This is a genomic window from Flavobacterium sp. TR2, assembly GCF_025252405.1.
GTDB lineage: Bacteria > Bacteroidota > Bacteroidia > Flavobacteriales > Flavobacteriaceae > Flavobacterium.
Map to the genome: position 1 here is coordinate 2,180,319 of NZ_CP104307.1, position 12,781 is coordinate 2,193,099.

A 12,781-nucleotide genomic window follows, 5' to 3' on the forward strand; every position below is an offset into this window, starting at 1 on the left:
ATTTTTTTACAATTGTCGTAAGAAACATTCTCTAAGTATTGACATTCATTAAATTAATTGGCCTTTTATAATAGATTCAATAATTTTTTAAAAAACCTTTTTTTGCTGTTTTTTTAATAAACTTGAAAGGTTTTTCTTATCTTTATTTTTTGAGTTATATTTTCGCATATGAATTTTAAGTTTTTAAGTCAATATTTACATTTTACAAAACAACAGCGAATAGGTATTTTTATGCTCTTTATTATAATGATAGGATTAGAGCTGTTTTATTTGCTATCCGATTTTAATATTTCAGAAAACAAAAGTGCAGAAAAAGAACAATGGCTTGCGCTTCAATCCGAAATTGATCAGAAGAAATTGATTGCAAAAAGCGAAAAGCCAATCAGATATCTTTTTAATCCTAATTTTATTTCCGATTATAAAGGATACAAACTTGGAATGTCCGTTGAAGAGATTGATCGTTTGATGGCATTTCGCAGAGAAAATAAATATGTAAACTCAGCAGAAGAATTTCAGAAAGTTACAGGAATTTCAGATTCCCTATTAAATAAGATTGCCCCTTTATTTAAATTTCCGGATTGGAAACAATACAAAACAAATCATAGCGCTTATGCAAAAGATTTCAGTGTAAAAAGTTTTTCAAAAAAAGAAAAGCTTGTAGTATTAGATATCAATCAGGCAACCAAAGAAGATTTAATGAAAATTTATGGAATTGGAGAAGGATTGTCTTCTAGAATATTAAATCAGAAAGAAATCTTGGGTTCGTTTGTATCAATGGAGCAAATGAAAGATATATGGGGACTTTCTCCAGAAGTTATAAATGAATTGAACGATCATTTTAAAGCTGTAATTCCGCCAAATTTGAAGAAAATAGATATAAATGAAGCATCGTTAAAAGAATTGGCGCAATTTACGTATTTCAAATATGGCCTAGCAAAACAAATTGTAACCTATAGAAGTATGAACGGAAATTTTAAGAATATTGAGGATTTGATAAAAATTAAAGATTTTCCTGTTGAAAAAGCAAAAATAATTAGTTTATATTTGGAGTTCTAAAAAGAAACTAACTCATGAACTTTGATTACAACGAAACGCAGATAATGATTGCTCAGTCTATAAAAGACTTTGCAGAAAAAAATATTAGACCTTATATAATGGAATGGGATGAAGCGCAAATTTTTCCAATTCCATTGTTTAAGCAGCTTGGCGAAATGGGCTTCATGGGGGTTTTAGTTCCAGAAGAATATGGAGGTTCAGGTTTAGGTTATCACGAGTATATAACAGTAATAGAAGAAATCTCAAAAGTGGATCCTTCAATTGGGCTATCTGTTGCGGCGCATAATTCATTATGTACAAATCATATTTTAACCTTCGGAAATGAAGAGCAAAAGAAAAAGTGGCTTCCAAAACTAGCAACGGCCGAGTTTATAGGTGCTTGGGGATTGACTGAGCACAATACAGGTTCTGATGCAGGAGGAATGAATACAACCGCTGTTAGAGATGGCGATCATTGGATTGTAAATGGTGCAAAAAACTTTATTACGCATGGTATTTCTGGAGATATAGCTGTTGTGATAGTCCGCACGGGAGAAAAAGGTGATTCTAAAGGAATGACTGCTTTTGTGTTTGAAAAAGGCATGAAAGGTTTTTCGTCTGGCAAAAAAGAGAATAAATTAGGAATGAGAGCTAGTGAAACAGCCGAATTGGTTTTTGATGGTTGTCGAGTGCCTGATGAAAATAGATTGGGAGAAATTGGTGAAGGTTTTGTTCAGGCGATGAAAATTCTTGACGGAGGAAGAATCTCTATTGGGGCATTATCATTAGGAATTGCAAAAGGCGCGTATGAAGCAGCATTGAAGTATTCAAAAGAAAGACATCAATTTGGACAGCCAATTAGTAACTTTCAAGGAATTTCTTTTAAATTGGCTGATATGGCAACAGAAATTGAAGCATCTGAACTATTATTGCATAAAGCGGCTTTCTTAAAGCAAAAACACAAACCTGTAACAACATCTGGAGCAATGGCAAAAATGTATGCCTCTGAAGCTTGCGTTAAAATTGCTAATGATGCCGTTCAAATTCATGGCGGATATGGGTATACTAAAGATTTTCCGGTAGAAAAATTCTATAGAGATTCTAAATTATGCACAATAGGAGAAGGAACAACTGAGATTCAAAAGCTGGTTATCTCTAGAAATTTGTTGAAATAATAGCGTTTAAAAGGCAAATGAAGCACATGAAGAATAGTCTTCTTTCTGATTTTAAGCCTTAAGTCAAAAAATAATTCAAAATTTATGGCTCATAATCCATAATTAATATATACATTTGCAGCCTTAACGAAAGGAGGTGTCTATATTATGTTAATTATACCAATTAAAGACGGAGAAAATATCGATAGAGCATTAAAGCGCTATAAAAGAAAATTTGATAAAACAGGAACTGTTCGTCAATTAAGAGCACGTACTGCTTTTATTAAGCCTTCTGTTATCAAAAGAGCTCAAATCCAAAAAGCGGCTTACATTCAAGGCTTGAAAGATAGTTTAGAAAGTTAGTATTAGCTTTTCGAAAATAATTACCGTTAGTGGTCAAAATGTTTTAATTTTGATGCTAACGGTTTTTTTATGCTTAATATTTTGATTTATGAAAACGAATAAAGAAGCTTTTTCGGATTATCTTTTATTGGAAAAAAAATATTCTTCGCATACTGTCGGAGCATACTTAAATGATATAATGTCTTTTGAGTCCTTTATAAAGGAGTCTTTTGGTCAGGAAAGTATTGATTTGGTAAATTATAGCCAAGTGAGAAGCTGGATCGTTTTTTTGGTTGATCGGGAAATTTCAAATGTTTCGATTAATAGAAAGATGGCTTCTTTAAAAGCTTTTTATAAGTTTCTTTTGAAGGCAAAGCAGATTGAAGTTAATCCGATGCTGAAGCATAAATCTTTGAAAACGCCGAAAGTGGTTCAAGTTCCTTTTTCGGAAAAAGAATTAAAGGATTTGCTGGATCTGATAGAAGTTCCTGTTGGCTTTGAAGAAATTCGAGATAAGCTTATTGTGGAAATGTTTTATGTAACGGGAATGCGTCGGGCAGAATTAATTCATTTGATGGTTAAAAATGTGGATCGGTCGGGCGGTGTAATAAAGGTTTTAGGAAAAAGAAACAAAGAACGCATTATTCCTATTTTGCCAATTATTGCAGATCAAATTGATTTGTATATAAAGGAGAGAGGGGGTTTGGAGAATCTAGTTGATTCGGGCTATTTTTTTGTTTCGAAAAAAGGGTTAAAATTGAGCGAATCTTTTGTTTATCGTTTAATAAATTCATACTTTAGTAGGGTCTCAGAAAAGGTGAAAAAAAGTCCGCATGTGCTTCGTCATACTTTTGCAACTCACCTTTTAAATAATGGGGCAGATTTGAATTCAGTTAAAGAACTGTTAGGGCATTCTAGTTTGGCGTCTACACAAGTTTATACTCATAATAGTCTTGCGGAGCTTAAAAAAGTATATGGAGGTGCGCATCCAAGAAGTAAATAATGGTTCTCAATGTTAATCCTAAAATTTTTATTATGAAGGTAGATGTTCATGCAGTTAATTTTACTGTCGACAGAAAATTGGTCGATTTTATCCAAGAAAGAATGGGTAAGCTAGAGAAATACTACGATCGAGTGGTTTCATCAGATGTTTTTTTAAAAGTAGAAAGAACAAGTGATAAAGAGAATAAGGTGGTGGAGATAAAGATTAATGTTCCTGGTGATGATTTTTTGGTTAAAAAACAGTGTAAAACATTTGAAGAGGCAGTTGAGCTTTCTGCAGAGTCATTAGAACGTTTGCTTGTAAAAAGGAAGGAAAAAATTAGAGCGCACATTTAATTGAAATTTTTTTCAAAAAATGTTTTGATTAAAAGATAAAATAGCTACATTTGCAGTCCGTTAGAAATAGCGGACTTTTTTAATGTATTCGCCGATGTAGCTCAGCTGGCTAGAGCAGCTGATTTGTAATCAGCAGGTCGTGGGTTCGAGTCCCTCTATCGGCTCAAGAAATTTCAAATGCGATTTGAAATTAAGTTCTTTAAAATAAAGGGAATAGGGGAGATACTCAAGCGGCCAACGAGGGCAGACTGTAAATCTGCTGTGTGAACTTCGCAGGTTCGAATCCTGCTCTCCCCACAAAAAAAGAAGTTAAGATTTGGGATTTAAGGTCTTAGGTTTGAAAAAAAAACTAAAATCTGAATTCAAAAATCTAAAATCAGAACTCTCTGCCGGTGTAGCTCAGGGGTAGAGTGCTTCCTTGGTAAGGAAGAGGTCTCGGGTTCAAATCCCGACATTGGCTCAAGTAAGTAGGAAATTGAAAATTAATATATAACTAAGATTAAAAATTAAGTAAAATGGCAAAGGAGAATTTTAATCGTTCCAAACCGCACTTAAACATAGGTACAATTGGACACGTAGATCACGGAAAAACTACATTAACTGCTGCAATTACAAAAGTATTGTCAGATGCTGGTTACTGTCAAGCAAAATCGTTTGATCAAATCGATAACGCTCCAGAGGAGAAAGAAAGAGGTATTACTATCAATACATCTCACGTAGAGTATGAAACAGCTAACCGTCACTACGCTCACGTTGACTGTCCAGGTCACGCGGATTACGTAAAGAACATGGTTACTGGAGCTGCTCAAATGGACGGAGCTATCTTAGTAGTTGCTGCTACAGATGGTCCAATGCCACAAACTCGTGAGCACATCCTTTTAGGACGTCAGGTTGGTATTCCAAGAATCGTTGTTTTCATGAACAAAGTGGATATGGTTGATGATGCTGAGTTATTAGAGCTTGTTGAAATGGAAATTAGAGATTTATTATCTTTCTACGAGTATGATGGAGATAATGGTCCTGTAGTTCAAGGTTCTGCTTTAGGAGGATTAAACAATGATCCAAACTGGGTACCTAAAATTATCGAATTAATGGAAGCTGTTGATAACTGGATCGAAGAGCCAGTGCGTGACGTTGCTAAACCATTCTTGATGCCAGTTGAGGACGTATTTACAATTACAGGTCGTGGAACTGTTGCTACAGGTCGTATCGAAACTGGAGTTGCTAACACTGGAGATCCTGTTGAAATCATTGGTATGGGAGCTGAAAAATTAACTTCTACTATTACAGGAGTTGAGATGTTCCGTAAAATCCTTGATAGAGGTGAAGCTGGAGATAACGTAGGTTTATTGTTAAGAGGTATTGATAAATCAGACATCAAAAGAGGTATGGTTATCATTAAGCCAGGTTCAGTAAAACCACACTCTAAATTCAAAGCTGAGGTTTATATCTTGAAAAAAGAAGAAGGTGGACGTCACACTCCATTCCACAATAACTACCGTCCACAGTTCTACGTACGTACAACTGACGTAACAGGAGTTATTTCTTTACCAGCAGGTGTAGAGATGGTAATGCCAGGTGATAACTTAACTATTGAAGTTGCTTTATTAAGCCCAATCGCTATGAACGTAGGTTTACGTTTCGCTATCCGTGAAGGTGGTAGAACAGTTGGTGCTGGTCAGGTTACTGAAATCGTAGAGTAATTCTATTAAAATAAATAAAAAGCCAGTGATTATTTTTTAATCACTGGCTTTAATTACGGGCGTAGTTCAAGGGTAGAATAGCGGTCTCCAAAACCGTTGATGGGGGTTCGAATCCCTCCGCCCGTGCAATAAAAAATATATCAAATGACAAAAGTTACTAATTATTTATCAGAGGCTTTCGAAGAGTTAAAGTCAAATGTTACTTGGCCAGCTTGGGCTGAAGTACAGAAATTGACAATTGTTGTGGCTGTATTTTCGATTTTATTCGCTTTGGCAACTTGGGGAGTAGACGAATTTTTTGCAAAAGCTTTGGCTGGATTTTTTAACTGGTTAAAAGGATAATTTTTTTGTGATGGCAGATAATAATGTGAAAAAATGGTACGTAGTTAGAGCAGTTAGTGGCCAAGAGAATAAAGTGAAAGCTTATATCGAGACTGAGATTGCGAGATTAGGTATGGAGGATTATGTTTCTCAGGTTTTAGTACCTACTGAAAAAGTGGTTACTGTAAAAGATGGGAAAAAATCATCTAAGGATAAAGTGTATTTTCCTGGATATGTTATGATCGAAGCTAATTTAGTTGGTGAGATTCCTCATATTATTAAGTCAATTACTAGTGTTATTGGATTTTTAGGAGAGACTAAAGGTGGTGAACCTGTTCCTTTGAGACTTTCTGAAGTGAACCGTATGTTAGGAAAAGTGGATGAATTGGCTGTTAATACAGACACTCGTTCTATTCCATTTAGTGTTGGTGAAACGGTTAAAGTTATTGATGGTCCTTTCAATGGATTTAATGGATCTGTTGAGAAAATCAATGAAGAGAAGCGTAAGCTTGAGGTAATGGTTAAGATTTTCGGAAGAAAAACTCCATTAGAATTAAGCTTTATGCAAGTAGAAAAAGTATAATTTTTTGTTACACTATAATAAACCATTGTAATCGCTTCCATTGATTGCAATGTTAAATTTTTTAAAAATGGCTAAAGAAATTAGTAAGGTAGTTAAACTACAAGTTAAGGGAGGTGCTGCGAACCCGTCGCCACCGGTTGGACCTGCTTTAGGAGCTGCTGGGGTTAACATCATGGAGTTTTGTAAGCAATTTAATGCTAGAACTCAAGATAAACCTGGCAAAATTTGTCCAGTGCAAATCACTGTGTACAAAGACAAATCATTTGATTTTGTTGTTAAGACTCCTCCGGCAGCAGTTCAGTTAATGGAAGCTGCAAAGCTAAAATCTGGTTCTGGTGAGCCTAATCGTAAAAAAGTAGCTAGCGTTACTTGGGAACAAATTAGAACTATTGCTGAAGACAAAATGCCAGACTTAAATGCTTTTACAATTGAAAAAGCTATGAGTATGGTTGCTGGAACAGCTAGATCTATGGGTATAACTGTATCAGGAGATGCTCCTTTTTAATTAAGAAAAAGAAATGGCAAAATTAACAAAAAAGCAAAAAGAGGCTGCTTCAAAAATTGAAAAGAACAAATTATACTCTTTAAAAGATGCTGCTGCATTAATTAAAGTTGTTGCTTCTGCAAAATTTGATGAGTCTGTTGATATCGCAGTTCGTTTGGGTGTTGATCCAAGAAAAGCGAATCAAATGGTTAGAGGTGTAGTTACTTTACCTCACGGAACAGGAAAAGACGTTAAAGTATTAGCATTGGTTACTCCAGATAAAGAAGCTGAAGCAAGAGAAGCTGGAGCAGATCACGTTGGTCTTGACGATTACTTACAAAAAATTAAAGACGGTTGGACAGATGTTGATGTAATCATTACTATGCCTGCTGTTATGGGTAAATTAGGCCCATTAGGTCGTATTTTAGGACCTAGAGGTTTAATGCCAAACCCTAAGACAGGTACAGTAACTATGGATGTTGCTAAAGCTGTTCAAGAAGTTAAAGCTGGTAAAATTGACTTTAAAGTTGATAAAACTGGTATCGTTCACGCTGGTATTGGTAAAGTTTCTTTCGGAGCTGAGCAAATCGTTGAGAACGCACACGAAATTATTCAAACATTAATAAAACTTAAACCAACTGCTGCTAAAGGTACATACATCAAAGGTATTCACCTTACAAGCACAATGAGTCCTGCTATTGCATTAGACCCAAAAGCAGTATAATTGGTAGTTAAAAATTTTTAGTATGACTAGAGAAGAAAAATCAATCGCGATTGAAAATTTAACTGCGCAGTTAGCTGGTACAAATATCATTTACATTTCTGATATTTCTGGTTTAAACGCAGAGACAACTTCAAACTTACGTAGAGCTTGTTTTAAAGCAGGTATCAAATTAGAGGTTGTAAAGAACACTTTGCTTGCAAAAGCAATGGAAGCTTCTTCTAATGATTATGGTGATTTACCAACTGTTTTATCAGGTAACAGTGCTATCTTCATTTCTGATGTTGCAAACGCACCTGGAAAAATTATCAAAGATTTCCGTAAGAAATCTGATAAGCCAGTTTTAAAAGGAGCTTACATCAATTCTGAAGTATATATTGGAGATAATCAATTAGATGCATTAGCTACAATTAAATCTAAAGAAGAGCTTATTGGAGAAATCATTGGATTATTACAATCTCCAGCTCAAAGAATTATTTCTGCTTTACAAAACAAATTCGCAGGAAGCGAAGAAGGAGCAGAGTAATAAATGTAAGGGAGCTTGCTTCCTTGCTGCTTAATTAGCGCACAATAATTAAATTATATTTTTACAAATCATTTTAAACGATAGAAAAAATGGCAGATTTGAAACAATTCGCAGAACAATTAGTTAACTTAACAGTTAAAGAAGTTAACGAATTAGCAACAATATTAAAAGATGAGTACGGAATCGAGCCTGCTGCTGCTGCTGTAGTAGTTGCTGCTGGTGGAGGAGATGGTGCTGCTGAAGAAGCACAAACTGAATTTACAGTTGTATTGAAAGATGCAGGAGCTTCTAAATTAGCTGTTGTAAAATTAGTTAAAGAATTAACTGGTTTAGGTCTTAAAGAAGCTAAAGATGTAGTTGACGGTGCTCCAAGCAACGTTAAAGAAGGTGTTTCTAAAGAAGAGGCTGAAGGTCTTAAAAAATCTTTAGAAGAGGCTGGAGCTACTGTTGAGCTTAAATAATTAAACTCAGTTTAAGAACTAGGTTTAGGTCTTGAGTTAACACTCAAAGGCCTAAACCATTTTTCGTATAATAAAATATATCAAATTTTATTATCCCATAGTTTAAAATACGAAAAAGTTTTTGATCAATACGAAGAAAGAAAATGGAGCTCTATTTATGTTCTATTTTTAAAGATGTATTGATTATAATAAGAAAGTATAGATTAAACAGTGTGTTTTTACACAAAAATAAATTACTTTTTTTTAATCAAAATTTTGTCCATTGATGATAACAAATCAGACTGAAAGATTGAATTTTGCCTCTACAAAAAATATTCCTGACTATCCAGACTTCTTGGATGTTCAGGTTAAATCTTTTAAAGATTTCTTTCAATTAGAAACGAAATCTGACGAAAGAGGCAACGAAGGGTTATACAACACCTTCATGGAAAACTTCCCAATCACAGATACAAGAAATAACTTTGTATTGGAATTCCTAGATTATTTTGTTGATCCGCCACGTTATACAATTCAAGAATGTATAGAGAGAGGTCTTACTTATAGTGTGCCTTTAAAAGCTAGGTTAAAACTATACTGTACAGATCCAGAACACGAAGATTTTGAAACTATTGTACAAGATGTTTATCTTGGAACAATTCCTTACATGACTCCTAGTGGTACTTTTGTTATTAATGGTGCCGAGCGTGTTGTAGTATCACAATTACACCGTTCTCCAGGGGTTTTCTTTGGACAGTCATTCCACGCAAATGGAACTAAACTTTATTCTGCGAGAGTAATTCCTTTTAAAGGATCTTGGATAGAATTTTCTACTGATATTAACAGCGTAATGTACGCGTATATCGATAGAAAGAAAAAATTACCTGTTACAACTTTATTCCGTGCTATCGGTTTCGAAAGAGATAAGGATATCCTTGAAATTTTCGACTTAGCTGAGGAAATTAAAGTTTCTAAAACAGGAATTAAGAAATATATTGGAAGAAGACTTGCTGCGCGTGTATTGAACACATGGCACGAGGATTTCGTTGATGAGGATACTGGAGAGGTAGTTTCTATCGAACGTAACGAAATCATCCTTGATCGTGATACAATTATCGACAAAGATAATGTTGAGGAGATCATCGATTCTAACGTTAAATCTATTTTGTTACACAAAGAGGATAATAACCAAGCAGATTATGCTATTATCCATAACACATTACAAAAAGATCCAACTAACTCTGAAAAAGAAGCTGTAGAGCACATTTACCGTCAGTTGCGTAACGCTGAACCGCCTGACGAGGAAACTGCTCGTGGTATTATAGATAAATTGTTCTTCTCTGATCAACGTTACAATTTAGGTGAGGTAGGTCGTTACAGAATGAACAAAAAATTAGATTTAGATATCCCTATGGATAAGCAAGTGCTTACTAAAGAGGATATCATTACAATCGTTAAATATTTGATTGAATTGATCAACTCTAAAGCAGAGATTGATGATATCGACCACTTATCAAACCGTCGTGTTAGAACAGTTGGTGAACAATTGTCTCAACAATTCGGTGTTGGTTTAGCACGTATGGCTAGAACTATTCGTGAGAGAATGAACGTTAGAGATAACGAGGTGTTTACACCAATTGATTTGATCAATGCTAAAACATTATCATCAGTTATCAACTCTTTCTTTGGCACTAACCAGTTATCTCAATTTATGGATCAAACGAACCCATTAGCTGAGATTACACACAAAAGAAGACTTTCTGCACTTGGACCAGGTGGACTTTCGAGAGAGAGAGCTGGTTTCGAGGTTCGTGACGTTCACTATACTCACTATGGTCGTTTATGTCCGATTGAAACTCCTGAGGGACCAAACATTGGTTTGATTTCATCTCTTGGTGTTTATGCAAAAGTTAACGGAATGGGATTCATCGAAACTCCATACCGTAAAGTAACTAATGGTGTAGTTGATTTAGAGAGTACTCCAGTTTACTTAAGTGCTGAAGAAGAAGAAGGTAAAATGATTGCTCAGGCAAACATTGAAATGGACGCTACAGGTAAAATTACAGCTAGCAATGTTATTGCTCGTGAGGAAGGTGACTTCCCAGTTGTTGAGCCATCAGTAGTTCATTATACAGACGTTGCTCCTAACCAGATTGCATCGATTTCTGCATCTTTGATTCCTTTCTTGGAGCATGATGATGCGAACCGTGCGCTGATGGGATCAAACATGATGCGTCAGGCAGTTCCTTTGATCCGTCCTGAAGCACCGATTGTTGGTACAGGTTTAGAGCGTCAGGTAGCTTCAGATTCAAGAGTATTAATTAATGCTGAAGGGCATGGTACCGTTGAATACGTGGATGCTAATATCATTACTATTAAATACGATCGTACAGAAGACGAGAGAATGGTTAGTTTTGATGCTGATGAGAAAACGTATAACTTAATTAAATTTAGAAAAACCAATCAAGGTACAAGTATCAACTTGAAACCAATCGTAAGAAGAGGTGATAGAGTTGTTCCTGGCCAAGTATTGTCTGAAGGGTATGCTACTCAAAATGGAGAATTAGCTTTAGGTAGAAACTTAAAAGTTGCGTTCATGCCATGGAAAGGGTACAACTTCGAGGATGCGATTGTAATTTCTGAGAAAGTAGTTCGTGATGATATTTTTACATCTATCCACGTTGATGATTATTCATTAGAGGTTAGAGATACTAAGTTAGGAAACGAAGAGTTAACAAACGATATTCCTAACGTTTCTGAAGAAGCTACTAAAGACTTAGATGAAAACGGTATGATCAGAATTGGAGCAGAGGTTAAACCTGGCGACATTTTGATCGGAAAAATTACACCAAAAGGGGAATCAGATCCAACTCCAGAGGAGAAATTGCTTCGTGCAATCTTCGGAGATAAAGCTGGTGACGTAAAAGATGCTTCATTAAAAGCGTCTCCATCTTTACATGGTGTAGTTCTTGACAAAAAACTATTTGCAAGAGCCGTAAAAGATAAACGTAAACGTACTCAGGATAAAGATGCTTTAGGCGCTTTAGAAATGGAGTTCGAAACTAAATTTGTTGAATTAAAAGACAGATTAGTTGAGAAATTATTCCTGATTGTTAACGGAAAAACATCTCAGGGTGTAATGAATGATTTGGGTGAAGAAGTTTTACCAAAAGGTAAAAAATATACTCAAAAAATGCTTTACGCAGTAGAGGATTTTGCTCACTTAAGCAAAGGTCAGTGGGTTGCTGATGACGCTACAAATAAAATGGTTAATGATTTAATTCATAACTATAAAATTAAGCTGAACGACTTACAAGGAGCTTTAAGAAGAGAAAAATTCACTATTACAGTTGGAGATGAATTACCATCTGGAATCTTGAAATTGGCTAAAATTTATATCGCTAAAAAACGTAAGTTAAAAGTGGGTGATAAAATGGCGGGTCGTCACGGTAACAAAGGTATTGTTGCTAGAATCGTTCGTCATGAAGATATGCCTTTCTTAGAAGATGGAACACCGGTAGATATCGTATTGAATCCACTTGGGGTACCTTCACGTATGAACATTGGTCAGATTTACGAGACTGTTCTTGGATGGGCTGGTATGAACTTGGGTAGAAAATTTGCTACTCCAATCTTTGACGGAGCATCTCTTGATGAGATCAATGCTTTGACTGATGAGGCTAACGTACCACGTTTTGGACATACTTACCTATTTGATGGTGGAACTGGAGAGCGTTTTGCGCAAAAAGCAACTGTGGGAGTAATTTACATGCTTAAATTAGGGCACATGGTTGATGATAAGATGCACGCACGTTCTATCGGACCATACTCATTGATTACGCAACAGCCACTTGGAGGTAAGGCTCAATTTGGAGGTCAGCGTTTTGGAGAGATGGAGGTTTGGGCACTTGAGGCTTATGGAGCTTCTAGTACACTACGTGAAATCTTAACTGTTAAGTCTGATGACGTTATTGGTAGAGCTAAAACTTACGAAGCTATCGTTAAGGGTGAAACTATGCCAGAACCAGGTTTACCAGAATCATTCAATGTATTAATGCACGAATTGAAAGGTCTAGGATTAGATCTTCGTTTGGAAGAATAATAAAAAATGTAGAGGCGTGATTAATCACGTCTCTA

The 12,781-nt window shown here is 35.4% G+C and carries 13 protein-coding genes and 4 tRNA genes; all 17 read left to right on the plus strand.

Annotation, left to right across the window (positions count from 1 at the left end; translation table 11 throughout):
• Nucleotides 1-231 precede the first annotated feature (231 nt).
• A complete protein-coding gene (locus N4T20_RS09875) occupies nucleotides 232-1,056 on the plus strand; it encodes a helix-hairpin-helix domain-containing protein (protein ID WP_313771888.1) in 825 nt (274 codons plus the stop codon).
• A gap of 14 nt (nucleotides 1,057-1,070) precedes the next feature.
• Nucleotides 1,071-2,210: an acyl-CoA dehydrogenase family protein gene (locus N4T20_RS09880; RefSeq protein WP_260672852.1), complete on the plus strand. Its 1,140-nt coding sequence runs from the start codon at nucleotides 1,071-1,073 to the stop codon at nucleotides 2,208-2,210.
• Nucleotides 2,211-2,357: 147 nt separating this feature from the next.
• On the plus strand, nucleotides 2,358-2,552 hold the full coding sequence (rpsU, locus tag N4T20_RS09885) for a 30S ribosomal protein S21 (protein WP_026730435.1): 195 nt from the start codon (nucleotides 2,358-2,360) through the stop codon (nucleotides 2,550-2,552).
• Nucleotides 2,553-2,640: 88 nt separating this feature from the next.
• Nucleotides 2,641-3,534 carry a tyrosine-type recombinase/integrase gene (locus N4T20_RS09890; protein WP_260672853.1) on the plus strand — a complete coding sequence of 298 codons (894 nt, stop codon included), beginning with the start codon at nucleotides 2,641-2,643 and terminating at the stop codon, nucleotides 3,532-3,534.
• 32 nt (nucleotides 3,535-3,566) lie between these two features.
• Entirely contained in the window at nucleotides 3,567-3,869 is a 303-nt protein-coding gene (hpf, locus tag N4T20_RS09895) for a ribosome hibernation-promoting factor, HPF/YfiA family (RefSeq protein ID WP_008466930.1), read from the plus strand.
• Between the two features lie 90 nt (nucleotides 3,870-3,959).
• A tRNA-Thr gene (locus N4T20_RS09900) sits at nucleotides 3,960-4,033 on the plus strand.
• Nucleotides 4,034-4,085: 52 nt separating this feature from the next.
• Nucleotides 4,086-4,166: transfer RNA gene (locus tag N4T20_RS09905), tRNA-Tyr, on the plus strand.
• A gap of 91 nt (nucleotides 4,167-4,257) precedes the next feature.
• Nucleotides 4,258-4,329: transfer RNA gene (locus N4T20_RS09910), tRNA-Thr, on the plus strand.
• A 55-nt stretch (nucleotides 4,330-4,384) separates the two neighbouring features.
• The gene (gene tuf / locus N4T20_RS09915) at nucleotides 4,385-5,572 is read left to right on the plus strand and encodes an elongation factor Tu (RefSeq protein ID WP_091492765.1); all 1,188 of its coding nucleotides are present in this window, start codon (nucleotides 4,385-4,387) and stop codon (nucleotides 5,570-5,572) included.
• 55 nt (nucleotides 5,573-5,627) lie between these two features.
• Nucleotides 5,628-5,698 (plus strand) — tRNA-Trp (locus N4T20_RS09920).
• A gap of 18 nt (nucleotides 5,699-5,716) precedes the next feature.
• The gene (gene secE / locus N4T20_RS09925) at nucleotides 5,717-5,914 is read left to right on the plus strand and encodes a preprotein translocase subunit SecE (protein WP_008466927.1); all 198 of its coding nucleotides are present in this window, start codon (nucleotides 5,717-5,719) and stop codon (nucleotides 5,912-5,914) included.
• Between the two features lie 10 nt (nucleotides 5,915-5,924).
• Nucleotides 5,925-6,476, plus strand: a complete 552-nt coding sequence (gene nusG, locus N4T20_RS09930; protein WP_008466925.1) for a transcription termination/antitermination protein NusG — start codon at nucleotides 5,925-5,927, stop codon at nucleotides 6,474-6,476.
• Between the two features lie 67 nt (nucleotides 6,477-6,543).
• Complete coding sequence (gene rplK, locus N4T20_RS09935; RefSeq protein ID WP_008466923.1) at nucleotides 6,544-6,981, plus strand: 50S ribosomal protein L11; 438 nt, start codon at nucleotides 6,544-6,546, stop codon at nucleotides 6,979-6,981.
• Nucleotides 6,982-6,994: 13 nt separating this feature from the next.
• On the plus strand, nucleotides 6,995-7,684 hold the full coding sequence (gene rplA, locus N4T20_RS09940; RefSeq protein WP_008466920.1) for a 50S ribosomal protein L1: 690 nt from the start codon (nucleotides 6,995-6,997) through the stop codon (nucleotides 7,682-7,684).
• Nucleotides 7,685-7,706: 22 nt separating this feature from the next.
• A complete protein-coding gene (gene rplJ / locus N4T20_RS09945; protein ID WP_073410851.1) occupies nucleotides 7,707-8,207 on the plus strand; it encodes a 50S ribosomal protein L10 in 501 nt (166 codons plus the stop codon).
• Nucleotides 8,208-8,296: 89 nt separating this feature from the next.
• Complete coding sequence (gene rplL / locus N4T20_RS09950; protein WP_008466917.1) at nucleotides 8,297-8,668, plus strand: 50S ribosomal protein L7/L12; 372 nt, start codon at nucleotides 8,297-8,299, stop codon at nucleotides 8,666-8,668.
• 265 nt (nucleotides 8,669-8,933) lie between these two features.
• Entirely contained in the window at nucleotides 8,934-12,746 is a 3,813-nt protein-coding gene (gene rpoB, locus N4T20_RS09955) for a DNA-directed RNA polymerase subunit beta (RefSeq protein WP_260672854.1), read from the plus strand.
• Nucleotides 12,747-12,781: the final 35 nt, after the last annotated feature.

Coding starts and splice junctions, on each gene's coding strand:
- N4T20_RS09875 (WP_313771888.1), top strand. CDS start 232: ATGCTCTTTATTATAATGATAGGATTAGAGCTGTTTTATTTGCTATCC.
- N4T20_RS09880 (WP_260672852.1), top strand. CDS start 1,071: ATGAACTTTGATTACAACGAAACGCAGATAATGATTGCTCAGTCTATA.
- rpsU (WP_026730435.1), top strand. CDS start 2,358: ATGTTAATTATACCAATTAAAGACGGAGAAAATATCGATAGAGCATTA.
- N4T20_RS09890 (WP_260672853.1), top strand. CDS start 2,641: ATGAAAACGAATAAAGAAGCTTTTTCGGATTATCTTTTATTGGAAAAA.
- hpf (WP_008466930.1), top strand. CDS start 3,567: ATGAAGGTAGATGTTCATGCAGTTAATTTTACTGTCGACAGAAAATTG.
- tuf (WP_091492765.1), top strand. CDS start 4,385: ATGGCAAAGGAGAATTTTAATCGTTCCAAACCGCACTTAAACATAGGT.
- secE (WP_008466927.1), top strand. CDS start 5,717: ATGACAAAAGTTACTAATTATTTATCAGAGGCTTTCGAAGAGTTAAAG.
- nusG (WP_008466925.1), top strand. CDS start 5,925: ATGGCAGATAATAATGTGAAAAAATGGTACGTAGTTAGAGCAGTTAGT.
- rplK (WP_008466923.1), top strand. CDS start 6,544: ATGGCTAAAGAAATTAGTAAGGTAGTTAAACTACAAGTTAAGGGAGGT.
- rplA (WP_008466920.1), top strand. CDS start 6,995: ATGGCAAAATTAACAAAAAAGCAAAAAGAGGCTGCTTCAAAAATTGAA.
- rplJ (WP_073410851.1), top strand. CDS start 7,707: ATGACTAGAGAAGAAAAATCAATCGCGATTGAAAATTTAACTGCGCAG.
- rplL (WP_008466917.1), top strand. CDS start 8,297: ATGGCAGATTTGAAACAATTCGCAGAACAATTAGTTAACTTAACAGTT.
- rpoB (WP_260672854.1), top strand. CDS start 8,934: ATGATAACAAATCAGACTGAAAGATTGAATTTTGCCTCTACAAAAAAT.